The 22,851-nt window shown below is 71.9% G+C and carries 21 protein-coding genes; 17 read left to right on the plus strand and 4 right to left on the minus strand.

All coding sequences use genetic code 11. The annotated features are described in order from the left end of the window. Positions 1-11: 11 nt before the first annotated feature. From CTZ28_RS17090 to CTZ28_RS17170, 17 genes are all read left to right on the plus strand, one after another. On the plus strand, positions 12-290 hold the full coding sequence (locus CTZ28_RS17090) for a hypothetical protein (RefSeq protein ID WP_121890268.1): 279 nt from the start codon (positions 12-14) through the stop codon (positions 288-290). Next, positions 290-2,578 (plus strand): heavy metal translocating P-type ATPase, encoded by a 2,289-nt coding sequence (locus CTZ28_RS17095; protein WP_121890269.1) that lies wholly within the window; start codon positions 290-292, stop codon positions 2,576-2,578. The genes CTZ28_RS17090 and CTZ28_RS17095 overlap by 1 nt, the downstream gene beginning before the upstream one ends. Beyond that, positions 2,575-3,117 (plus strand): copper chaperone PCu(A)C, encoded by a 543-nt coding sequence (locus CTZ28_RS17100; RefSeq protein WP_121890270.1) that lies wholly within the window; start codon positions 2,575-2,577, stop codon positions 3,115-3,117. Before CTZ28_RS17095 ends, CTZ28_RS17100 begins: the two co-directional genes overlap by 4 nt. Before the next feature lie 134 nt (positions 3,118-3,251). Further along, on the plus strand, positions 3,252-3,959 hold the full coding sequence (locus CTZ28_RS17105; RefSeq protein WP_121890271.1) for a hypothetical protein: 708 nt from the start codon (positions 3,252-3,254) through the stop codon (positions 3,957-3,959). Positions 3,960-4,189: 230 nt separating this feature from the next. Next, positions 4,190-4,792 (plus strand): sigma-70 family RNA polymerase sigma factor, encoded by a 603-nt coding sequence (locus CTZ28_RS17110; RefSeq protein ID WP_121890272.1) that lies wholly within the window; start codon positions 4,190-4,192, stop codon positions 4,790-4,792. Between the two features lie 303 nt (positions 4,793-5,095). Further along, positions 5,096-5,851: an aspartyl/asparaginyl beta-hydroxylase domain-containing protein gene (locus CTZ28_RS17115; protein WP_121890273.1), complete on the plus strand. Its 756-nt coding sequence runs from the start codon at positions 5,096-5,098 to the stop codon at positions 5,849-5,851. A 3-nt stretch (positions 5,852-5,854) separates the two neighbouring features. Then, positions 5,855-7,228 (plus strand): MFS transporter, encoded by a 1,374-nt coding sequence (locus tag CTZ28_RS17120; RefSeq protein WP_259471666.1) that lies wholly within the window; start codon positions 5,855-5,857, stop codon positions 7,226-7,228. 45 nt (positions 7,229-7,273) lie between these two features. Continuing rightward, on the plus strand, positions 7,274-8,302 hold the full coding sequence (locus CTZ28_RS17125; RefSeq protein ID WP_121890274.1) for a beta-ketoacyl-ACP synthase III: 1,029 nt from the start codon (positions 7,274-7,276) through the stop codon (positions 8,300-8,302). Positions 8,303-8,319: 17 nt separating this feature from the next. Continuing rightward, positions 8,320-8,559 carry an acyl carrier protein gene (locus tag CTZ28_RS17130; RefSeq protein ID WP_121890275.1) on the plus strand — a complete coding sequence of 80 codons (240 nt, stop codon included), beginning with the start codon at positions 8,320-8,322 and terminating at the stop codon, positions 8,557-8,559. A gap of 22 nt (positions 8,560-8,581) precedes the next feature. Then, positions 8,582-9,472: a (3R)-3-[(carboxymethyl)amino]fatty acid oxygenase/decarboxylase gene (gene scoE / locus CTZ28_RS17135; RefSeq protein WP_121890276.1), complete on the plus strand. Its 891-nt coding sequence runs from the start codon at positions 8,582-8,584 to the stop codon at positions 9,470-9,472. Further along, entirely contained in the window at positions 9,469-10,017 is a 549-nt protein-coding gene (gene scoD, locus CTZ28_RS17140; protein ID WP_121890277.1) for a (2E)-enoyl-ACP glycyltransferase, read from the plus strand. Before scoE ends, scoD begins: the two co-directional genes overlap by 4 nt. Before the next feature lie 21 nt (positions 10,018-10,038). Next, on the plus strand, positions 10,039-11,622 hold the full coding sequence (locus tag CTZ28_RS17145) for a long-chain-fatty-acid--CoA ligase (protein ID WP_121890278.1): 1,584 nt from the start codon (positions 10,039-10,041) through the stop codon (positions 11,620-11,622). Between the two features lie 87 nt (positions 11,623-11,709). Further along, a complete protein-coding gene (locus CTZ28_RS17150; RefSeq protein WP_121890279.1) occupies positions 11,710-11,967 on the plus strand; it encodes a phosphopantetheine-binding protein in 258 nt (85 codons plus the stop codon). Further along, entirely contained in the window at positions 11,954-16,234 is a 4,281-nt protein-coding gene (locus CTZ28_RS17155) for a non-ribosomal peptide synthetase (protein WP_121890280.1), read from the plus strand. Before CTZ28_RS17150 ends, CTZ28_RS17155 begins: the two co-directional genes overlap by 14 nt. 93 nt (positions 16,235-16,327) lie before the next feature. Continuing rightward, on the plus strand, positions 16,328-17,365 hold the full coding sequence (locus CTZ28_RS17160) for an ABC transporter substrate-binding protein (protein WP_121890281.1): 1,038 nt from the start codon (positions 16,328-16,330) through the stop codon (positions 17,363-17,365). A gap of 56 nt (positions 17,366-17,421) precedes the next feature. Beyond that, positions 17,422-18,387 carry a FecCD family ABC transporter permease gene (locus CTZ28_RS17165; RefSeq protein WP_121890282.1) on the plus strand — a complete coding sequence of 322 codons (966 nt, stop codon included), beginning with the start codon at positions 17,422-17,424 and terminating at the stop codon, positions 18,385-18,387. 3 nt (positions 18,388-18,390) lie between these two features. Then, complete coding sequence (locus CTZ28_RS17170) at positions 18,391-19,218, plus strand: ABC transporter ATP-binding protein (RefSeq protein ID WP_121890283.1); 828 nt, start codon at positions 18,391-18,393, stop codon at positions 19,216-19,218. 123 nt (positions 19,219-19,341) lie between these two features. Here the strand turns inward: CTZ28_RS17170 and CTZ28_RS17175 are convergent, their stop codons facing one another. The 4 genes from CTZ28_RS17175 to CTZ28_RS17190 are packed head-to-tail and all read right to left on the minus strand — an operon-like array spanning position 19,342 to position 22,831. Further along, a complete protein-coding gene (locus CTZ28_RS17175) occupies positions 19,342-20,031 on the minus strand; it encodes an ABC transporter ATP-binding protein (RefSeq protein WP_121890337.1) in 690 nt (229 codons plus the stop codon). After that, on the minus strand, positions 20,024-20,935 hold the full coding sequence (locus tag CTZ28_RS17180) for an ABC transporter ATP-binding protein (RefSeq protein ID WP_121890336.1): 912 nt from the start codon (positions 20,933-20,935) through the stop codon (positions 20,024-20,026). The genes CTZ28_RS17175 and CTZ28_RS17180 overlap by 8 nt, the downstream gene beginning before the upstream one ends. Before the next feature lie 56 nt (positions 20,936-20,991). Then, on the minus strand, positions 20,992-21,873 hold the full coding sequence (locus CTZ28_RS17185; RefSeq protein ID WP_121890284.1) for an ABC transporter permease: 882 nt from the start codon (positions 21,871-21,873) through the stop codon (positions 20,992-20,994). Then, positions 21,863-22,831 (minus strand): ABC transporter permease, encoded by a 969-nt coding sequence (locus tag CTZ28_RS17190; RefSeq protein WP_121890285.1) that lies wholly within the window; start codon positions 22,829-22,831, stop codon positions 21,863-21,865. The genes CTZ28_RS17185 and CTZ28_RS17190 overlap by 11 nt, the downstream gene beginning before the upstream one ends. Between the last annotated feature and the right edge of the window lie 20 nt (positions 22,832-22,851).

Here is a 22,851-nt window from a genome sequence, read left to right on the forward strand (position 1 = left end):
AGGACGGTTCGATGCGACCACGAAGGTCGAGTGTTGCCGATGTCCCGCTGCCACCCCGCCCCGCCGGTGTGGCCTCCCGCAGTCTGCTGCCTCCTCCCGCGCTCTGTGGATTCCTGCTCCTGCTCGTGCTGGTGTTCTCGGTGTCCTACGCCGTCGGAGCGGTGGCGGGGCCGGTCGCGCCCGGCCTGCACGGCACCGGGAGCAGCGGTGGGAGCGGCAGGGACGACGTGCCCGGAACGGGCGGGGGCATGGAGGACATGCCGGGGATGAGCCACGGGAACGGTGAGTGATGGCGGCCGAAACGACGGCGAGCCTCGTGGTCACGGACATCACCGTGGGCGGGATGACCTGCGCGGCCTGTGTCCGGCGGGTGGAGAAGAAGCTCGCCAAGCTGGAGGGCGTCACGGCCACGGTCAACCTGGCCACGGGGCTCGCGCGGGTCAGCCATCCGGCCCGCGTCGCACCCGAGGACCTCGTCACCGCGGTCGAGCAGGCCGGGTACCAGGCCGCTCTGCCCGTGCGTGAGGACCACGAGGGGACCGAGGAGGCGGACGAGGCCGGGACCGAGGCCCGGCGCGAGCGGGAACGGCTCGTGGTCACCGCGCTGCTGGCCGTGCCGGTCCTGGCGCTGTCGATGGTGCCGGCGCTGCAGTTCCGCAACTGGCAGTGGCTGTGTTTCGTGCTGGCCGCCCCGGTGGCGGTGTGGAGCGCCTGGCCCTTCCACATCAGGGCGGTGCGGGGGCTGCGGCACTCCACGGCCACCATGGACACCCTGGTCTCGCTCGGGGTCGTGGCGTCGTTCTCCTGGTCGGTGTACGCGCTGTTCCTCGGGGGAGCGGGCGAGCCGGGGATGCGGATGTCGTTCAGCCTGCTGCCCTCCGCGTCGGAGGGCATGGCGCACCTGTATCTCGAAGCCGCCGTGAGCGTCCCGCTGTTCGTGCTGACCGGGCGGTTCCTGGAGGGGCGGGCCCGGCGCGGTACCGGCGCTGCGCTGCGGTCGCTGGCCGAGTTGGCGGCCAAGAAGGTGTCCGTACGGGACGAGCGCGGCGAGCGGTCGATCCCCATCGAGCAGTTGCGGGTGGGGCAGGTTTTCGTGGTGCGCCCCGGTGAGCGGGTCGCCACCGACGGGCGGGTGACCGAGGGCAGCTCCGCCGTGGACCTGTCCCTGGTCACCGGCGAGAGCGAACCCGTGGAGGTCGGTCCCGGCTCGGCCTTGATCGGCGGGGCCGTCAACGCCGGCGGGCTGCTTCTCGTGCGGGCCACGGCGGTCGGCGCGGACACCCAGCTGGCCCGGATCACCCGCCTCGTCACGGAAGCACAGGCCGGCAAGGCACGGGCACAGCGGCTCGCCGACGCGGTCGCCGGGGTGTTCGTACCCGTCGTCATGGCCGTCGCGGTGACCGTCCTCGGGTTCTGGCTGGGCGCCGGAGCCGACCCGCAGGCGGCGCTCACCGCCTGTGTGGCCGTCCTCGTCGTGGCCTGCCCCTGTGCGCTGGGACTGGCGACACCGACGGCCCTGATGGCCGCCACCGGGCGCGGGGCGCAGTTGGGTGTGCTGGTGAGCGGGCCGCAGACACTGGAGGCTCTTCAGCACGTGGACACGGTCGTCCTGGACAAGACCGGCACACTGACCACCGGTCACATGACGGTGGCCCACATCACCGCCGTGCCCGGCGGGCTCGGGCAGGACGCGGTGGTGCGGCTGGCCGGGGCCGTGGAGCAGGGCTCCGAGCATCCGATCGGGCGGGCGATCACCGCGTACGCGCGCCGCACAGGGGCAGCCGAACCGCTGCCGGACGTGACGGACTTCGTCGCGGTGCCGGGCCGCGGAGTCAGCGGTCGTGTGGACGGCCTTGCGGTGGAGGTGGGCGCGCCGGACGGCAAGGTGCCGCGCGTGCTGGCCGAAGCACTGGCCGCGGCGGAGGACGCCGCGCACACACCGGTTCTGGTGCAGGTCGACGGCCGGGCCAAGGCGCTGATCGCTGTCGGGGACATCGTGCGCCCCGGCAGCTACCGGGCCGTGGACCGGCTGCGCCGGCTCGGTGTCCGCCCGGTGCTCGCCACCGGCGACCGCTCGGCGCCCGCCGAGGCCGTCGCTGACGCGCTCGGCATCGACGAGGTGCACGCGCGCTGCACGCCTGAGGACAAGGCCGCCCTCGTACGGGAGCTGAAGCAGGAGGGCGCACGGGTCGCCGTCGTCGGCGACGGCGTGAACGACGCCGCCGCGCTCGCCGCCGCCGACCTCGGCATCGCCATGGGCAGCGGCACCGACGTCGCCATCGGCGCGGCCGACCTGACCCTGGCACGCGGCGACATCGAGGTGCTCGTCGACGCCGTGCTGCTGGCCCGGCGCACACTGGGCACGATCCGGGCCAACCTGGCGTGGGCGTTCGGCTACAACGCCGTCACCGTGCCGCTCGCCATGGTCGGCCTGCTCGATCCCATGCTCGCCGCAGCGGCGATGTCGGTGAGTTCCGTGCTGGTGGTGGCCAACAGTCTGCGGCTGCGCAACTGGCAGCCGTCTCCCGCTCGCGGCCGGGGGCCCGGGACGCGGGCCGGCAAGGCAGGTGCCCGATGAGGCGGATCCTGGGCCGGGTGCCCGCGTTGCGGAGCCTCGACCGGCGGCGGCTGCGGGACGGTGCGCTCGCCGCCCTGGTGCCCGTCGCCGCGTGCAGCGTGGCGCTGGCGGGACTGACCACCTGGGTCGGCACGGGCCGGGCCGGCAGTCCGGCGCGCATTGGAGTCACGGACGGGCGCGTGCTGCTGCCGTCCGCCGGAGTCCCGGAGACGGCGGCGTTCTTCAGCATCGCCAACGAGGGCGGCTCGCCCGACACACTCCTCCGGGTCACGGCGCGTGACGTCCCGGGCGAGGTGACGCTCTCCCGGCACCGTATGAAGCAGGGGAACGCGGCCTACCGGTCCGTGATCGACTCCGTCTCCGTCGCGGCGGGCGGCAGCCTCGCGATGTCGCCGAGCGGGGTCGACCTGACGGTTCCTGTGCCCTCGGACGAGTGGCGTTCGGGTGATCTCGTGCCGTTCACCCTGGAGTTCCGGCGCAGCGGCCGGGTGAAGGTGCTGGCCGTTGTGGTGCGGCCCGGTTCGGTGTCGTTGCAGTAGTCGTTTCCCGTGGTCCCCGAGTTCCCGTGCGTCCGTTGTGAGTTGTGTCACCTCTCTGAAGGCGGGTCGGGGAGCGGGGGCTCATGCGTACCCCTTGATGACGACCGGACGCCGGGTGCGAGGATGGGCGGGCTATGACTGTCCGAGGGTGGTGCCGCACCGTGCGGGCCGGCGTGTTCGCCGCCGCCTGCGTGCTGCTCGCCGCCCTCGGTCACGCGACCATGTCGGGGACCCCTGTTCCCTGGTGGGCCATGGCCGCGGGTGCGGCCGGGACCGGTGCGGCCGGCTGGCTGCTGGCCGGCCGGGAGCGCGGTCGCACACTGATCGTCGCGGTCGTGACCGCCGCGCAGGCGGCGCTCCACGAGACCTTCTCCCTGGCGCAGACGCGCGCGTCCGCGTCGGTGTCGGACCCCGCCGCCCTGCCCCACACCGGTGCCTCGATGAGTACGAGCACCATGGACATGGGTTCCATGGGCGGGATGGACATGGGGTCCACCGCGCACACGATGCACGGCATGGGTGGCCTCGACCACATGGCCGGCATGCACGACATGGCCGACATGAGCGGTGCCGCCTCGGCCGGGATGTTCGCCGCACACCTGCTTGCCGCGGCCCTGTGCGGGCTGTGGCTGGCCCACGGCGAGCGGGCCGTCTTCCGCGTCCTGCGGGCGGCGGCGGCCTGGCTGGCGGCGCCCCTGCGGCTGCTGCTGGCCCTGCCCACGCCGTTCCGTCGCCCGTCCGTGCGCAGGTGTCGTGATGCCGCCTGTCCGGCTCCGGTGCGGCTGCTTCTGTGCTGTTCCCTCACCTTCCGGGGGCCGCCCGTGGGTGCCGCTGTCGTCTGAGACAGCCGGATCCACCGGGGCCCATGTCGCCGTTCGCCCTGCGGCGCTCTCGCGCGCAGGTCCGGCGGCGGGCTCCTCGCCTCGGCGCGTCCACGCGCCGCCGCGAGCGGTCAGTTCATGACGGGCTCCGGGCATCGCCGTACCTCTCGCGTACGGACGCACCCCATGTGCCGGTGAGCCGTGCCCCCGTGCGGGCCCGGCCCCGGAAGACCCGAGAAGGACATCACGTGATGATCTCTGTCCTGCCCGTGCCCAGAGCGGATCGCGCCTCCGCGGACGCGTCGGCAACCGCCTGGGCGCTGGCCGCCCGCGGTGGAGACCCCGACGCGGCCGAACACTTCGCCCGTGCCCTGCATGGCGACGTGTTGCGCTATGTCGCCCGTCTCAGCGGCGATCCGCAGACTGCTCACGATCTGACTCAAGACACTTTCGCGCGGGCGTTCGGCAGCCTGCACCGCTACGAAGGCCGTGCCTCGGCCCGTACCTGGCTGCTGTCGATCGCCCGTCGCGCGGTCGCCGACAGCCTGCGCTGCGCCGCGGTCCGCCCCCGGATCGCGGACGCCGTCGACTGGCAGACGGCGGTGGAGCGCACCCAGCCGTGCGGCCTGCCCGGCTTCGACGACGGTGTCGCCCTGCTGGACCTCCTGGAGACCCTGCCCCGAGAGCGCCGTACGGCGTTCGTGCTGACCCAGGTGGTCGGGCTGTCGTACGAGGAGGCAGCGGGCTTCGTCGGCTGTCCCGTCGGCACGGTCCGCTCCCGGGTGTCCCGCGCCCGCGCCACCCTCGAACGGCTGCTTCAGGAGGCCGACGCGCCGAACACGCTGGCGGCCTGACGGGTGCGCCGTCCTGTGCGGCAGCGCCGGTGTCGGCGGTCCCGGCGGCGCGGTCCTCGCAAAGGGGCTGTGCCGCCGGGAACTCGACGGCACGGGCGGGCGACTACTGGGATGTGGGAGCCAACAGCACGCGATCCCGTCGTCCGGTACCGCAGTCGGACCGCCCACTGCGCAGCCTCAACTCCCTTGGCACGCTGAGGAGTTGAGAAAACCTCTCGGGAACTCCCCGGCTTCTTCACCCGACTACTACTGCGACACCGACTCGGCAGCCGGCCACGGCGGTAGCGGCCAGGAGGAGCCTGCATGACACCCGAGATAGAGAACGTTTTCGCGGCGATCAGAGGCGAGTACGGCGCGGACTCCATCAGGCGTGTGGAACGGATGCTGGAGCCCGGGGGAGGGGACCCGCGGCACCCGCTCCAGAAGGGGGCCAAATGGATCCTGCCGGGACTGTCGCCGACCCCCTGGCACGATCCCCACGGCCATCCCGAACTGACCCCGGTCGTCGAGGCTTTCGAAACCGCGCACCCGGCGATCAAGCGGGAGCTGACCGCGGCCTGGGCGGGGCGTCGGGAGGCGTTCTCGGACTACGAGCACTATCTGACCCGCCAGGAGGACTGGCAGGCCCTCTATCTGTACCGGGCGGGGACTCTGGTCGAGGAATCGGCCGGGACCGTACCCGCGGCGTACCAGGCGCTCGAGGAGTTCGCCGTCGAGACGGACAAGATATGCCCTCTCCTGGAATGTCATTTCTCCACCCTGCTGCCGGGTGCGGCCATCGCTCCGCATTGCGACCTGTGGAATTTCAGCATCAATCTGCATCTCGCCGTGGACATTCCGGACGGATGCAGTATCACGGTGGCGGGTGAAACCCGTTCCTGGGCGGAGGGAAAGTGCCTGCTCTTCGACTACTCCTTCGAGCACGAGGCGCGAAACGACGGCGACCGCCCGCGTACCTGCCTGCTCATGGACCTCTGGCACCCGGAGACGACCATTCCGGAACGTCGGGCGCTCACCGCGCTCATCACGGAGATCAGGCGCCTCATGGGGGACGGCTGACCGGTGCGGGCACGACTGTCTCTTCTCGTTCTGGCGCTGGCCCAGCTGGTCATCGCGCTCGACTACAACATCGTCTATGTCGCCCTTCCAGACATAGGCACCGGTCTCGGCTTCTCCCCGCACGACCTTCAGTGGGTGGTGAGCGCCTACGTCGTGACGACGGGCGGCTTCCTCCTGCTGGGCGGCCGGACGGCCGATCTGCTGGGCCGGCGCCGGACCTTCGTCGCCGCGGCGCTCGTGTACGCGGGGTCCTCGCTGGTCGGCGGGCTGTCCCAGTCGGCGGGGGTCCTGGTCGCCGTCCGCGCGGTGCAGGGCATCGGCGGCTCGCTGCTGTTCCCCGCCACCCTCGCCCTGATCACCACCATCTACGAGGAGGGGCCCGCCCGGAACCGGGCCCTGGCGGTGTGGGGCGCAGCGGGGGCCGGGGGCCTGTGTTTCGGATCGCTGCTGGGCGGGGTGCTCGTCGAGGCGTTCGGCTGGCCGTCGGTGTTCTTCGTCAACGTGCCTGTGGCGGCGGCCCTGGCCTGGGCGGGCCTGCGGCTGTTCCCCGCGGACGGTCCGCGCGGCGGCACCCGGCGGTTCGACGTCACCGGGGGCCTGGCCGCCACCGGCGGGATCACGCTCCTGGTGTTTGTGCTGATACACGCCCCGGAGGCGGGCTGGGGCAGCCCGTCCGCCCTGCTCAGCGCCGTAGTAGCGGTCACCCTGCTGACCGTCTTCGCGGTCGTCGAGACCCGCTCGCGCGACCCGCTGGTGCCGGCGCGGCTGTTCGCCCACCGAGGGCTGATCGCCGCGATGGCGGTCACCGCCCTCTACAGCGCCACCTTCAGCTCGCTGCCCTATTTCATGACCCTCTACTTCCAGAACGTGCGTGGCTACAGCGCGTTCGCGACCGGACTGGCGTTCCTGGTCCCCGCCGTCGTGACCGCCCTGGGCACCCAGGCCGGTGAACGGGCGGTCGCCCGGGTCGGGGTGCGCCGCATGCTGGTCGGTGGCATGGTGCTGGGCGCGGCGGGAGCCGGTGCCCTCGGTCTCGCGCTCACCGCGGACGGCTCGTACTCCCTGCTGCTGCCCGGGATCGTGCTGCTGGGTCTCGGGCAGGGCGCCGCCTGGACCGGCATGTGGATCGTCGCCGCCTCCGGGGTGGCCGCCGAGGACCAGGGCGTCGCCTCCGGCATGGCCTCCACCACCCTCCAGGTGGGTGGTGCGGTCGGCCTCGCTCTGCTGGTCGCCCTGTCCGGGGGCGTCGGCCAGGGTCCGCCGGACGACGCCCTGCTGACCGGGATCCGGGCCGCCGTGTTCGCGATCGCGGCCGGGCTCGGCTGCGGCGTACTGCTCACCCTGGCCCTGCGCAGAACCGCGACCGCCGCCGCGTAGGACGCCTCTCCTTCCAGAAGTTCTCACCCCACGAGGAGAACAGCTGTGCCCAGCAACACCCTCAGCCCGCCGGTTCCGGCGGCCGTCCTGTGCGGACTGGCCGGCTGGGTGCCGCCCCGCGTGGTCACCAACGACGAACTCGCCGAACGGCTGGACACCGACGACGCCTGGATCCGCACCCGCACCGGGATCCGCCGACGGCACGTCGCCGAGCCCGGTCAGGCCACCTCCGACCTCGCCGTCGCAGCGGGCCGGCTCGCGCTGCGCTCGGCCGGCACCGACTCCGTCGACGCGGTGATCGTCACCACGACCACCCCGGACCGCCCCTGCCCCGCCACCGCGCCCGTGGTCGCCACCCGCCTCGGCCTGGCGGGAGCCGCGGCCTTCGACGTCGGCGCGGTGTGCACCGGGTTCGTGTACGGCCTCGCCACCGCCGCCGGGCTGATCGCCTCCGGTGTCGCCCGCCGCGTCCTGCTGATCGGCGCGGACACCTACTCCACCATCGTCGACCCGCTGGACCGGACCAACGCGATCATCTTCGGGGACGGCGCCGGAGCGGTCGTGCTGCGTGCGGGACACGCCGACGAGCCCGGCGCGGTCGGCCACTTCGACCTCGGCAGCGACGGCGCCCACGAGGAGCTGATCACGGTCGCTGCCGGCGGCTCCCGTCAGCGTGCCACCGGCGGTGAACCCACCCACGCCGAACGGCACTTCGCGATGCGCGGCAAGGAGGTCTACCGGCACGCGGTGACCCGCATGGCCGCCTCGGCGCGGACCGCGCTGTCCGAGGCCGGCTGGAAGACCGACGACGTCGACCACTTCGTGCCCCACCAGGCCAACCTGCGCATCCTGCACTCCGTCGCGGACGACCTGGACCTGCCACGGGAGCGCTGCGTGGCCAACATCGACGCCGTCGGCAACACCGGAGCCGCCTCCATCCCGCTCGCCCTGGCCGACGCCGTGGCCCGGCAGCGGATCCGCGCCGGCGAACGACTCCTGCTCACCGCCTTCGGCGGCGGCCTCACCTGGGGCTCCTGCCTGCTGACCTGGCCCGAGCTCGCCCCGCACCTGTAACCGGAACGGACCACACCATGACGACCTACGAGCAGATCGCCGACATCATCGCGAAACTGCACGACCTTCCCGCCGGCCTCACCCGCCCCGAGGCCACCCTCGGCGAACTGGACATCGACTCCCTGACCACGGTCGAGATCAGCATCCGCATCGCACGCGACCTCGGCGTCACCGTCGGCGACGACGAACTCCAGCCCGACCTCACCCTCGGCGGGATGGCCGATCTCGTCGACTCCCGCCGCACCACCACCGTCTGACCCCACGAAAGGACCGGCAGCGATGCAGATCAAGGACCAGCCCGGCGCCGCGCTCGGCGTCACCGTCGAGGACTTCGACCACACCACGGCCTCCGACACGGACATCCAGACCCTCAAGCAGACCCTCTACACCAAGAAGATCGCCGTCCTGAAGGGACAGGACCTCTCCCCGCAGGAATTCCTCGCCCTCGGCAAGCGCCTCGGCCGCCCCGAGACCTACTACGAGCCCATGTACAAGCACCCGGAGGTCCCGGAGGTCTTCGTCTCCTCCAACGTGCCGGAGAACGGCAAGCAGATAGGTGTGCCGAAGACCGGAAAGTTCTGGCACGCCGACTACCAGTTCATGCCCGACCCCTTCGGCATCACCCTGATCTACCCGCGGGTCGTCCCGGAGAAGAACCGCGGCACCTACTTCATCGACATGGGCACGGCGTACGAGCGGCTGCCCGAGGAACTGAAGAAGGAGGTCGCCGGAACGCACTGCCGGCACTCCGTGCGGAAGTACTTCAAGATCCGCCCGCACGACGTCTACCGGCCCATCTCCGAGATCATCGAGGAGGTCGAGACGAAGACCCCGCCGGTCGTCCAGCCCACCACCATCACCCACCCGATGACCGGCGAGACGGTCCTCTACCTCAGCGAGGGCTTCACCGTCGGCATCGAGAACCAGGACGGCGAACCGCTCGACGAGGAACTGCTCAAGCGCCTCTTCGAGGCCACCGGCCAGCTCGACGACACCTTCGAGCACCGCAACATCCACCTGCAGAGCTTCGAGAAGGGCGACCTGCTGGTCTGGGACAACCGCAGCCTCATCCACCGGGCCCGCCACACCACCACCCCGGAGCCCACCGTCTCCTACCGGGTCACCGTCCACGACGAGCGCAAGCTGTACGACGGGATGCGGGCCGCGTGACCGCGCCCGCCACTCACCGCGCCGACGCCCCGCCGCAGCAGTCGTACCCCACCGACGGGGAACTCCTGGCCCGGGTCCTGGTTCCCTACAAGCAGCACTGCAAGTACCTGAAGTCCGCCGAGGTCACGGCCGGCGCCGGACTCTCCGGCGCACGCTGCGCGTTCGCGATCCCGGAGTCCTGCTACATCGACGACACCGGCCATCTGAACTCGGTCGAGGTCAACATCGCCTACAACCAGATGATGTACTACCTGGTCGCCAAGTCCGTGAAAGAGGGACTGCTGACCGGGTTCGAGACCTGGACCCTCGACGACTTCTGGCGCCACCAACTCCCGGACATTCTCATCGCCCGCTTCGCGTCGAACTTCCGGCGACCCGTCAACCCCCGTTCCTTCACCGGGGAGATGGAGTTCCGCTCCGTGACCCGGCGCACCCCCGGCGGCGGCAGCCCCTTCCTCCACGCCCAGACCGTGTTCCGCTACCAGGACGTCCACGGCGGCCGGTGCGACGGCGAGGCGACCCTCGCGTTCGTCAACGTCCCCTGACCCACCGAAGGGAGACCGCTCATGGAGACCTCGACAGCGCCGCAGCAGAAGGGCGCCAGGCTCCACCACCCCGAACTGAGCACCCTCGTCCACACCACCCGCTTCCACGCCGGCCGTCAGCCCGAAACCCCCGCGGTGATCTGCGAGGGCCGCACCCTGACCTACGCGGATCTGTACCGCGGCAGCAACCGCCTCGCGCACGCCCTGCGGGCCGCCGGACTCACCGAGGGCGACCGGGTGGCCTACCTGGGCAAGGAGTCCGAGCACTACTACGAGGCCCTCTTCGCCTGCGCCAAGACCGGCACCGTGCTGGTCCCGGTCAACTGGCGGCTCACCGCGCCCGAGGTGAGCCACATCCTGCGGGACTCCGGCACCCGACTGCTGTTCCTGGAGGACGAGTTCGCCCCGATCGTCGAGGCCATGCCCACCGAACCCCCCGAGACCGTCGTCCCCGTGCGCTCGATCGAGCCATGGTGTGCGGAACACCCCGACAGCGACACGGAGTTCGAGGCCACCCCCGACACCCCGGTCGCCCAGCTCTACACCAGCGGAACCACCGGCCTGCCCAAAGGAGTCGTACTCGCCCACCGCAGCTTCTTCGCGATCCGCGACGCCCTCGCGAGCGAAGGACTGGACTGGATCGACTGGCGGGCAGGCGACATCGCGCTGATCGGCATCCCCGGATTCCACGTCGGCGGCCTGTGGTGGGCCACCCAGAACTTCAACGCCGGCACCACGGTGGTGGCCATGCGGGCCTTCGCCGCCCGGCAGGCCGTGGACCTCATCCGCGACCTCGGCATCACCACCGCCTGCGTAGTCCCTGCGATGCTGCGTCTGATGCTCACCGAACCCGGAGTGAGCGCCAAGGACTTCACCACCCTGCGCAAGACGGTGTACGGCGGCTCCCCGATCTCGCAGGCGCTGCTGGAGGAGAGTCTCGCCGTCCTGGACTGCGAGTTCGCCCAGATCTACGGACTCACCGAGACCGGCAACACCGCCGTCTGCCTGCCCCCGGCCGCCCATGTCCCCGGCGGCCCCCTCATGCAGGCCGCCGGGCATCCCTACCCGGGGGTCCGGGCCAAGGTGATCGACGGCCGGGGCCGTGAACTGCCACCGGGCGCGGTGGGCGAGGTCTGCCTGCACACCCCCGCCCGGATGGTCGAGTACTGGGGGCTGCCCGACAAGACGGCGGAGACGCTCGTCGACGGCTGGATCCACACCGGTGACGCCGGCTACCGCGGTGAGGACGGCTACGTCTTCATCCGCGACCGCATCAAGGACGCCATCCTCGTCGCCGGCGAGAACGTCTACCCCGCCGAGATCGAGAACGTCCTGGAACACCACCCCGCGGTGGGCGAGGCGGTCGTGGTCGGGATACCCGACGAACGCTGGGGCGAGAAGGTCCACGCCTTCGTCGTCCCCGCTGCCGGTGAACGTCCCAGCCCCCGGGACCTGCACACCTTTCTCGTCCCGCGACTGGCCGCGTTCAAACTGCCCGCGAGCTACGAGTTCACGGACCACGTCCCGCGCAACCCCAGCGGCAAGATCCTCCGCCGCGAGCTGCGCGACCGCTTCTGGAGCGACTCCGCGCGCAAGGTCAACTGACCGGCCCGCCCGCGCCGTTCCCGCCCCCGGCGCGGGCGCGCCGGCGGCACCGGCACACCACCGGACGAGCCACTGAGAGAGAGTCCCATGCCTGAACCCCTCACCCTGGACAGTTTCCGCGCGGACCTGGCGGAGTGCCTGTTCCTGGAGCCCGGCGAAGTCGACCTGGAGGACAGCCCGCTGGACGCGGGCCTGGACTCGCTGCGCATCGTCACCCTGCTGGAACGCTGGCAGGCGGCCGGGGTGGACGTGACCTTCGTCGACCTCGCCGAGCGCACCTCCTTCGCGCAGTGGTGGCAACTGCTCACCGAACGCCGGCAAGGAGCCGACCGTGCCGGCGCCTGACCGCCGTCCGCTGCTGGCCGCCCAGGAGGGTATCTGGGCCGGCCAGCAGCTCGACCCGGACAGCCCTGCATACGACACCGCCGAGTACCTGCGCATCGCCGGTCCGATGGACCCGGCCGTCTTCGACAGGGCCCTGCACCACGTCGTCGCCGAGACCGAAGCCCTGAACGTCACCTTCGACACCGATGACACCGGCCGCCCCTGGCAGATGCACACCCCGGTCGTCGACTGGCACACCCACATCGCCGACCTGACCGCCGAACCCGATCCGCATGCCGCCGCACTGGCCTGGATGGACCAGGACCTGGCCCGCCCCGTCGACCTCACCCGCGGCCCGGTCTTCGGCCACGCCCTGCTGCGCACCGCACCGGAGGAATTCCTCTGGTACCACCGCGTCCACCACATCGCCCTCGACGGCTTCGGCCTGTCCCTCGTGGCCCGCCGCGTCGCCCAGGTCTACACGGCTCTCACGGCCGGCGAACCCGTACCGGAGAGCCGCTTCGGCACCCTGGAGTCCGTCCGCGCCGAGGAACGGGACTATCGCGAATCCGCCCGCCACACCAAGGACCGGACCTACTGGACCGGCCGCTACGCCGACCACCCGCCGGTGGCCACCCCGGCGGGCCGGACCGCCCTGCCCGCCCGCACCTTCCACCGTCAGGTCACCGACCTCGACCCGGCCGGGGCCGACACCCTGCGCACCGTTGCCCGCGAACTGTCGGTGACCTGGTCGGAAGTGCTGATCGCGGTGACCGTCGCTCAACTGCACCGGGTCACCCGGGCACCGGAGATCGTCCTGAGCCTCCCGGCGATGGGCCGCCTCGGCTCGGTCTCCCTGCGGGTGCCCGCCATGGTGCGCAACATCCTGCCCCTGCGGGTACCCGTCGCCCCCGGCGACAGCCTCCGCGTCCTCGCCCCCAGGGTCTCGCGCGAACTGCGCGCCGGACTGCCGCACCAGCGCTACCGCTACGAGCAACTGCGCCGCGACCTGAAGCTGGTGGGCGGCCGGCGCCGGCTGTCCGGACCCGGCGTGAACATCATGCCGTTCGAGTACGACCTGCGGTTCGCCGGGCATCCGAGCACCGTCCACAACGTGTCCGCGGGCCCCGTCGACGACCTGGCGGTCAACGTCTACGACCGCGGCGACGGCACCGGTCTGCGCGTCGCCGTCGACGCCAACCCCGACCTGTACACGGAGACCGAGGCGGCCGCCCTTCAGGAGGGCCTGCTCACCTTGCTGGCGGAGGCCCTCGCCGACCCGGACCGGCCGCTCGGCGGGCCGCGGGCGCACCAGGCCGTACCCGTCCTGGACGGCGGCCCGCTGCCCGCGCCCGCCCGCCCGGTACTGAGCCTGATCGCCGACCACGCCGCCCGCCGGGGCGGAGCCGTCGCCGTCGAGCACGCCGGAACGACTCTGACCTACGCGCAGCTCTTCGGCACCGCACGCGACATCGCCCGCAGGCTCACGTCCCATGGCATCGGCAAGGGCGACCTGGTGGCCGTCGCCCTTCCCCGGGGCACCGACACCGTCGCCGCCCTTGTGGGCGTACTGCTGTCGGGCGCCGCCTACTGCCCCCTGGACCCGCAGGCCCCCGCCGACCGCACCGCCCGGCTGCTGGCCGACGCCGCTCCGGCACTCGTGCTGACCACCGGCGACCGCACGGCCGACTTCCCGGACCACGCCTCACTCCCGCTGGACCGGCCGGACTCCGGGCCCGCTGCCACCGGCACCCCTTCGACGCCACAGCTCACGGACCTCGCGTACGTGCTGCACACCTCGGGCTCCACCGGCCGGCCCAAGGGCGTGGAGATCGGACATGCCGCACTCGCCCACTTCGTCGCCGCGGCCACCCACCGCTACGGGCTGCGTCGCGAGGACCGCGTCCTGCAGTTCGCCCCCCTGCACTTCGACGCCAGCGTGGAGGAGATCTTCCTCACTCTGTGCGCCGGCGCCACCCTGGTGATCCGGACCGACGACATGACCGAGTCCGTGCCGCGCTTCCTCGACGACTGCGCCCGGCTGCGGGTGAGCGTGCTGGACCTGCCCACCGCGTACTGGCACGAGGTCGCCTACGCGGTATCGACCGGCGCCACGGCCCTGCCGGAAGGCGTGCGGACCGTCGTCATCGGCGGTGAGGCGGCCCTCCCCGAACGGGTCGAGCGCTGGCGCAAGGCCGTCGGCACCTCGGTCGCGCTCCTGAACACCTACGGACCGACCGAGGCGACCGTGGTCGCCACCGTCGCCGACCTGCACGACCCCGGCCTCGCCCCCGGCGACGTCCCCATCGGCCTGCCCCTGCCCGGCACTTACGCTGCCGTCGTCGACGGTGAGCTGTACCTGCTGGGCCACACCCTCGCCGACGGCTACCGGGGAGATGTGCCCGACGGCTCGCGTTTCGCCCCGCTCACCGCCCTTCCGGAAGCCCCCCGCGCCTACCGCACCGGGGACCTGGTCCGTGTCGGCGAGGACGGACAACTGCGCCACCTCGGCCGGGCCGACACCGAGTTCAAGATCAGCGGGCATCGTGTGCAGCCCGCCGAGGTCGAGAGCGCCCTGCTCACCCATCCCCGGATCCGGGAGGCGGCCGTCTCCGGGCAGATCCTGCCGGACGGCACCAGACGGCTGGTCGCCCATCTGGTGGCGGAGCCCCCGGCGCCGTCCGCCGCCGAGGTCAGGGAACACCTGCGGGCGAGGCTGCCCGCCGCGCTGGTCCCTTCCGCCGTCGAAACCGTCGACCGGCTGCCGCGCACCAGCTCCGGCAAGATCGACCGGTTCGCGCTCGCCGAGCCGACCGCACGCCGGGCGCCCACCGCCGGAAGCCCCCTGGAACAGGCCGTCACCGGCATCTGGCGGCAGATCCTCGGCACCGACACCGTCACGGTGGACGACGACGTGTTCGACCTGGGGGCCCAGTCCCTCCAGGCCATCCAGGCCGCCAACCGGCTCGGTGTGGAACTCGGCCGGGACGTGAAGGTCGCCTGGCTCTTCCAGTACCCCACCGCCGCCGCCCTGGCCCGGTTCCTCACCGACGCGGAGCGGCCGAGCCGCCCACCGGCCGCACTCCCGCAGGCCCTCCTGACCGACAGCGAGCTCGATCCGGGCATCCGGCCCGGCATCAGCCGCGACCCCCAGGACGCCCCCCGGCGCATCCTGCTCACCGGCGCCACCGGCTTCGTGGGCACACATCTGCTGGCGCGGCTCCTGGCCGATACGGAGGCCGAGATCGTCTGCACGGTACGGGCGCGGAGCGTGCCCGAAGCCACCGCCCGCGTCCACACGGCCCTCAAGCAGCACCGCATCACGCTCGACGCACGGGCGGCGGCCCGCCTGACGGTCCTGCCCGCCGACCTGGCCCGCCCCGGCCTCGGCCTGCCCCGGGAAACCCTGTCCGACCTCGCCGCGAGCTGTGACGCGATCTTCCACAACGCCGCGACCGTCAGCATCATGCGCGACTACGTCACCCTGCGCGCCGCCAACACCGAGTCCACCCGGCAACTGCTGCGGCTCGCGGCCGTCGACACGACACCCCTGCACTATGTCTCCACGCTGTCCGTGGCGCCGCCGGCGAGCCACAGCCCCGAAGTGCCGGAGGCGTTCCTGCCGGTCCACGAGGGCCTGCGCTACGGCTACCAGCAGTCCAAGTGGGCCTCCGAAAGGCTGCTGGAGCAGGCGGCCGAACGCGGTCTGCCCGTCACCGTCCACCGGCTGGGCCGGGTGGTCGGGCCCGCCGGCACGGGCTACGTCAACGAGCGGGACTTCCTGTGGAGCGTCCTGCGGGCAGGGATACCGGAGGGGATCGTCCCGGAGCTCTTCGCGGACGAGATCTGGACTCCGGTGGACTTCGTGACACGTTGCCTCGTCCATCTGAGCCTGGGTCGGGGCGCGAAGGCCGCAGGACCGGTCTTCCACCACGCCACCCTGCCCCGGGTACGGCTCGCGGATGTCTACGGCTGGGTGCGCGAGTACGGCTATCCGGTACGGACCCTGCCACTCACGCGCTGGCGGGAGCTGCTGCCCAACTCGGCCGCCGCGGCGGCCACGACGCTCGCCTTCTTCGACTCCGCCGAACAGGCCGCCGCGACCGACCTGCGCCTCGGCCACGTCCGCGCCGACCGGGTCCGCGCCGGACTGGAAGGCAGCGGCATCACCTGCCCGCCCGTCGACCGCGACCTGTTCTTCCGCTACCTGGACCACTGCGTGACCGCGGGTGTGCTGCCCGCCCCGGCCCGGCGGCCCGCGCCCCGGTCCGGGGCGCCAGCGAAATAGACCGCAACCGCCGGGAACTCACCCCGACTTCGCCCCGACTACTGCAACAGAACCCTTCGGCCCATGAGCACACCCCGCACGCAAGGAGCCCGCATGTCGATGAACCGGCCGGTCGCTGCCGCCCTGGCCGCCGCTCTCTGTCTGCTCACGGCAGCATGTGGCTCCTCGTCCGACGACAAGGCGAGCGCCGGGTCGACCGAGGCAGCGGCAGCGAAGACCGGCTACCCGGTCACGCTGGACAACTGCGGCCAGAAGGAGACCTTCGAGAAGGCCCCCAGCCGGACCGTCGTGATGAACGGTGCCTCCGTCGCCGAGGTGTCCACCCTGCTGGCCCTCGGCCTCGAAGACAAGATCGTCGCCAACCAGCAGGGCTACGGCATGTCCGAGGTACCGGGGCGCGCCGCGGCCATCAAGAAGCTGCCCACCGGGAACGTCAAGGTCAACGAGGCCTACGACATCCCCCGGGAGGCCATGCTCGGCCTGCGCCCCGACCTCGTCCTGTCCGTCACCACGTACGGCTTCGACCAGAAGAACGGCTTCGCCACCCGCGAGCAGCTGAAGCAGGTGGGAGCCAACAGCTACGTCTCGCCGCAGGGCTGCGACGACGACCCCTCCAAGATGACCGTCGCCGACAGCTACCGGCTGCTGCGCGACATGGGCACGATCTTCAACGTCAGCGACAAGGCCGAGAAGCTGATCGCCGAGTCCGAGAAGAACATCGCGGCGGTCTCCGAGAAGGTCAAGGGCGAGAAGCCCCCGAAGGTCATGGTGCTCTTCTCCAACATGTCCATGGGCAGCAACGACTTCAGCTCGGTCGTCGCCAACGGCATCATCAACGACATCCTCGCCAAAGCCGGCGGCTCCAACGCCTTCGAGAGCGCCGCCAGGACCACCTTCGCCGACCTGAGCAAGGAGAAGGTGGCCGCCACCGACGTCGACGCGCTCGTCGTCATCGCCTACAACGACCCCGACCCGGCGGCCTACGCCAAGAAGCTGTTCAAGGAGTTCCCCCAGTGGCCGGCCGCCAAGAACAACACGTACGTGACGCTGTCCGACTCGATGTACCTGGGCCCCAGCAACGACGTGGCCGTGGAGAAGGTCGCGAAGATGCTGCACCCGGACGCCTTCTGACCCGGATCAGCGTCCCGCTGGCGTTCACGCTCCTGCCCGTCGCGCTGGCCGCCACCATGATCGTGGCGATCAGCATCGGTGCCGTCAACGTCCCGCTCGGTGACGTGTGGGGGATCGTCCTCCACCACGTCACCGGCGCCGGGGCGGCGCCCTCCGACCCGGCTCTCGACCAGATCGTCTGGAACTTCCGCACTCCGCGGGTGGTCCTGGCGGCCCTGGTCGGCGCGGGCCTGGCCGTGTCCGGCGCCGTGCTCCAGACGGTGGTGTCCAACCCGTTGGCCGACCCCATCGTGCTGGGCTTCTCCTACGGCGCCACGCTCGGCGCGGTCCTCGTCATCACCCTGGGCGGTGGCGTGGCGCTCGCCGGGCTCGGGGTGTCGGCGGCGGCCTTCCTCGGGGCGCTGGTCGCCGGCGCCCTCGTCTTCGCACTGGGGCAGCGACGGGGACGGCTGGCCCCGACCCGGCTGGTGCTGGCGGGCGTCGCCATCGGCTACGTCTTCCTCTCCGCGACCAGTTTCGTCCAACTCCAGGCGACCCCCACCGAGTTGCGAACGGTGATGTTCTGGATGCTGGGCAGCGTCGCAGGCGCCCAGTGGGACCAACTGCCCACGGTCACTGTCGTGGTGCTCGTCACGACCGCGCTGCTGTCCTTGTTCGGCCGCCGGCTCAACGTGCTGCTGGCCGGTGACGAGTCGGCCACCGCGCTGGGCGTCGACGTCAACCGGCTGCGCGCCGTCCTGCTGGTCCTCAGCGCGCTGCTGACCGGGACGGTCATCGCGGTCGCGGGCAGCATCGGCTTCGTCGGCCTGATGATCCCGCACCTGGTACGGCTGACTGTCGGCGCCGACCACCGCCGGCTGCTGCCCCTGACGGCCCTGTTGGGAGCCGTCTACCTGGTCCTCGTCGACCTCCTCTCCCGCACCCTCGACCGCCCCAACGAACTGCCCTTGGGCATTCTGACCGCCCTTCTCGGCGCTCCTTTCTTCCTGTGGCTGCTGCGCCGCAACAAGGGCCTGGACTGAAGCATGAAACTCATCGTCGACCGGCTCCGGATCATCCTGGACCGCAACCCGATCCTGCACGATGTGAGCCTCGAAGCACGCGCGGGTGACATCGTCGGACTCGTCGGCCCCAACGGCAGCGGCAAGTCCACGCTGCTGCGAGCCGTCTACCGTTCGCTCCGCCCCGCGGACGGAGCGGTCAGAGTGGGCGACGACGACGTCTGGGAGCTGTCCCCGCGCGCCGCGGCCCGCCGTACCGCTGCCGTCCTCCAGGACGCCGCCGGCCATACCACCGGCCTGACGGTCACCGAGATCGTGGCCCTCGGCCGCGCCCCCCACCACGGTCTGCTCGGCCGCGACGGACCCGAGGACCACGACGTCGTGTCCGATGCCATCGACCGCTGCGGGGTACGGCCCTTCGCGGACCGCGACTACGCGTCCCTGTCCGGCGGTGAACGCCAACGGGTCCTGCTGGCACGGGCGCTGGCCCAGAATCCCAGGCTCCTCGTGCTGGACGAGCTCACCAACCATCTGGATATCAGGGCCCGGTTCGAACTCCTGGACCTGATCCGTGCCACCGGCGTCACCACGCTCGCCGTCCTGCACGACCTCGACCTCGCCGCCCGCCTCTGCGATCATCTGGTCGTGCTGCGTGAGGGCGTCGTGGCGGCGGCGGGGCCGGTCCTTGAGGTGCTCACACCGGGGCTCCTCGCCGATGTCTTCGGCGTGCGGGCGAGCACCGAACGGCACGCCGACGGTGTCGTCCGCATCACTTACGCGGCCCGACCCCTCGCGAACGGCGAGAGCCCGGAGGACGGCGACATCCGCATCGCCGAGACCTCCGACCGCTGAGCCGGAGCTGAGTTAACACCGCCGCGTCCTGCTCACCGACGACTTCGGACAGCGCGTCCAGATGAGCGCCGACGACGCCACTGCCGGCGCGAGCCCGGTCACCGTCTACTGAGACGGGCGGCCTCACCGAGTTGGCTGGTCCGGTTTCGTCTTGGCGCCGACGGCCAGATCGTCCCAGTGGAGGGTGCGGTCGCACCAGCGGTCCAGAAGTAGCTGGTCGTGGCCGACGGCGAGCAGTCCGGCGCCGCTCGCGGCGCGGTAGTTCTCGACTGCCGCGACCAGTGCGGCCGTGGTGGAGGCGTCGAGCATGGCGGTCATCTCGTCGCAGATCAGCCAGCGGGGACGCAGCACGAGGGCGCGGGCGAGGCAGGCGCGTTGGAGCTGGCCGTCGCTGACCTCGTGGGGGCGGCGGTCCAGGAGGTCGGGGGTGAGACCGACCGCAGCGGCCAACTCGCCGACACTGTGCGGTATTTCGTCGCGGCGACCGGTGGCGCGCAGGGGCTCGGCGATCAGGTCGGTGAGCCGCAGGCGGGGGTCGGCGGCGAGGCGTGGCTGCTGGAAGACGACGCCGAGGACGGTGCGGTGGGCGCGTGGGGCGCGGTGGCGCCAGCGTCGTACGGGTTCGCCGTCGAGGAGGAGGGTGCCGGAGTCGGGGCGGTGCAGCAGCGCCGTCACGCGGGCGAGGGTGGACTTGCCGCAGCCGCTGGGGCCGAGCAGACCGACGGCCTCACCGGGTGCGACGGTCAGGGTGACGTTGCGGACGACGGGGGTCCTGCTGTCGTATCCGGCGGTGATGTCGTGCAGTTCAAGCACGGAGGCGCTCCGGGACATGTGGTTGGTGGCAGGCGACGCCGTCGATCGTCGGTGGTCGCACGGCGCATGCGTCGGTGACCCGGTCGCAGCGTGGAGCGAAGGCGCAGCCGTCGGGAAGGTCGCCGAGTTCGGGCGGCATGCCGGGGACCGGGGTGAAGGCGCGGTCGGGGAGCGCCTGGAGGAGGCCCCGGCTGTAGGGGTGGCGGGGACCCGGGGTGCCGAAGAACCTTTTCGCATCCGTGAGTTCGATGATGCGGCCCGCGTACATCACGGCCACGCGGTCGGCGATGCGTTCGGCGGCCGCCAGGTCGTGGGTGATCACCAGCAGGGCTCGGCGGCCGTCGTCCACATGGCGGCGCAGTTCGTCGACCGTGTGGTCCACCAGGTCGCGGTCGAGCCCGGTGGTGGGTTCGTCGGCGAGGAGCAGGGGCGCGTCGCCGACGAGGGCGAGGGCGGTGGCGGCGCGTTGGGCGAGGCCGCCGGACAGCTCGTGCGGGTGGAGGCCGAGATGGTCCGTGGGGAACGCGGCGCGTTCGGCGGCCGCCTCGGCTGCGGCTCGTACCGCGGTACGCTCCCGGGCGTCGGTCAACGCGCCGACGGTCTCCTCCAGTTGCGAACGGATCGTGCGTACGGGTGTGAGGTGCGCGGCGGGGCTCTGGGGGACGAGCCCGACCATGCGGCCCCGTACCGTCCGTGCCAGGGTGCGCTCGTCGGCAGCGAGCAGGTTCAGCTCACCGAGACGGGCCTCGCCCGCCGCCTGAGCGTTCGCCGGGAGCAGGCCCAGCAGGGCGGAGGCGAGGACCGACTTCCCGCAGCCGCTCTCGCCGATCAGGGCGAGACACTCGCCGGCCGCCACGTCGAAGTGCGCGTCGGTCACTGCGGCGATCCGGCGTCCACCGGGCATGAGGAAGCGCACGGACAGCCCGCGCACCGAGAGGACGGGACGTTCCTGTGTGAGCGTCACAGCATCAGCTCCGATCGGCGGCGGGGGTTGATCCGCTCCCGCCAGGCCCCGGCGAGACCGGCGATGGCGAGCGTGGGGACGATGATGAACAGGCCAGGGAAGAGCGTCGGCCACCACTGCCCGGCGAGCAGCGAACCCCGGGCGCCCTGGATGAGGTTGCCGAGACTGGCCAGGTGCGTGGGCAGCCCCAGTCCGAGGAAGGACAGCGCCGACTCGTGCCACATGGCATGCGGCACCATCAGTACGGCGGCCAGCGCGGCCTGGGGCAGCACGGCGGGCAGCAGATGCCGTACCGCCACCCGCCACCGGGAGGCACCCCCGGACACGGCGGCGTCGATGTACGGGCGCGAGCGCAGGGACAGCACCTCGGCGCGCACGATACGGGCGGTGGACAGCCAGTGGGTGAGCGCGACCGACACCGCCACAGGCCACACTCCGGGCCGGAACATGGCGACGATGAAGATGCCGAGCAGCAAGTGGGGTACGGACGACACCGTGTCGACCACCCGCATGACGCCACGGTCGACCCAGCCGCCCAGCACTCCGGCGCTCACCCCGACGGCCGTACCGAGCACGGTCGCCGCGAGGGCCGCCACGACCCCGACCAGCAGGGAGACCCGCAGGCCGTAGACGCAGCGCAGGAGCAGATCGCGACCGAGGTCATCGGTGCCGAAGGGATGTGCCCAACTCGGGGGGAGCAATTTCGCGCTCAGGTCGACGGCCTGCTGGTCGAGCTGCACCAGCGGCGGCACGAGGAGTACGGCGAGGACGGTCGCGGCCACCAGCGCGGCCGAGACACGCACACGCACCGCCCGGGTGGCGCGGCGGCTCGTGCCGTACGACCGCCAGGCGGGCTCGGCGGCAGAGTCACATGTCACTGAATTTCACCCTCGGGTCGAACAGGCCGTAGAGCAGGTCCGCGAGCAGATTGCCGACGAGTACGGCGGCGGTGGCCAGCGTGCTCAGCGCGGCCAGCAGCGGGAAGTCGACGGCGGTGGCCGCCTCCACGGTGGCCGCCGCGATTCCGGGCCAACTGAAGACGCTCTCCACCAGCAGGGCACCGGTGATGAGTTCGGGCACCCGGGAACCGATCAGTGTGAGCACCGGCAGCAGGCCCGAGCGCAGGGCGTGGCCGAACAGGACAGTGGTTTCGCTCAAACCCCTTGCGCGGGCCCCACGTACGGGATCCTCGGCGAGTGCGTCGCCGACGCCCTGGCGGACGTACAAGGTGAACCAGGGGAGTTGCGAGACGGCGAGCACCCCGGCGGGCAGCACGAGGTGGCTCGCCACTTGACCGGGCGTGACCTGCTCGCTCGCCGTGTCGGTGAGACCGCCGGCCGGAAGCAGGTCCAGTTGGAGGGCGAAGAGCCAGATGGCCAGCAGCGCGAGCCAGAACACGGGCGCCGCTTCCAGAGAGTAGGCGAGGGACGTGACGAGACGGTCGAGTGTGGAACCGGGGCGGCGGGCCGCCAGCACGCCGAGCACCGTGCCCGTCAGCACGGCCACCGCGAACGCGACCGCGCACAACAGGCTGGACCAGACGAGGCGTTCACCGATGACCTGGGCGACCGGCTGCCGCAGCACGCTGGACTGGCCGAGGTCGCCGGTGAGGGCCGCGGTCAGCCAGTGCCACCAGCGGGAGGCGAACGGCTGGTCCACGCCCATGTTCTCCCGCAGCCGCGCCAGGGTTCCCGCGTCGGCGCCGAGCGCTGCCGTACCGGCGTATGCCTTGACCGGGTCGAAGGGGGAGGCGGCGGCGGTCGCGAAGACGCCGAAGGTGACGACGAGCAGGACCGGGACGGCGAACAGCAGCCGCCGCCCCGTCAGGCGGGCCATCGCTCCCCAGGGGAGTCGGT

The sequence above is a fragment of the Streptomyces shenzhenensis genome (assembly GCF_003688995.1).
Taxonomy (GTDB): Bacteria; Actinomycetota; Actinomycetes; order Streptomycetales; family Streptomycetaceae; genus Streptomyces; species Streptomyces shenzhenensis_A.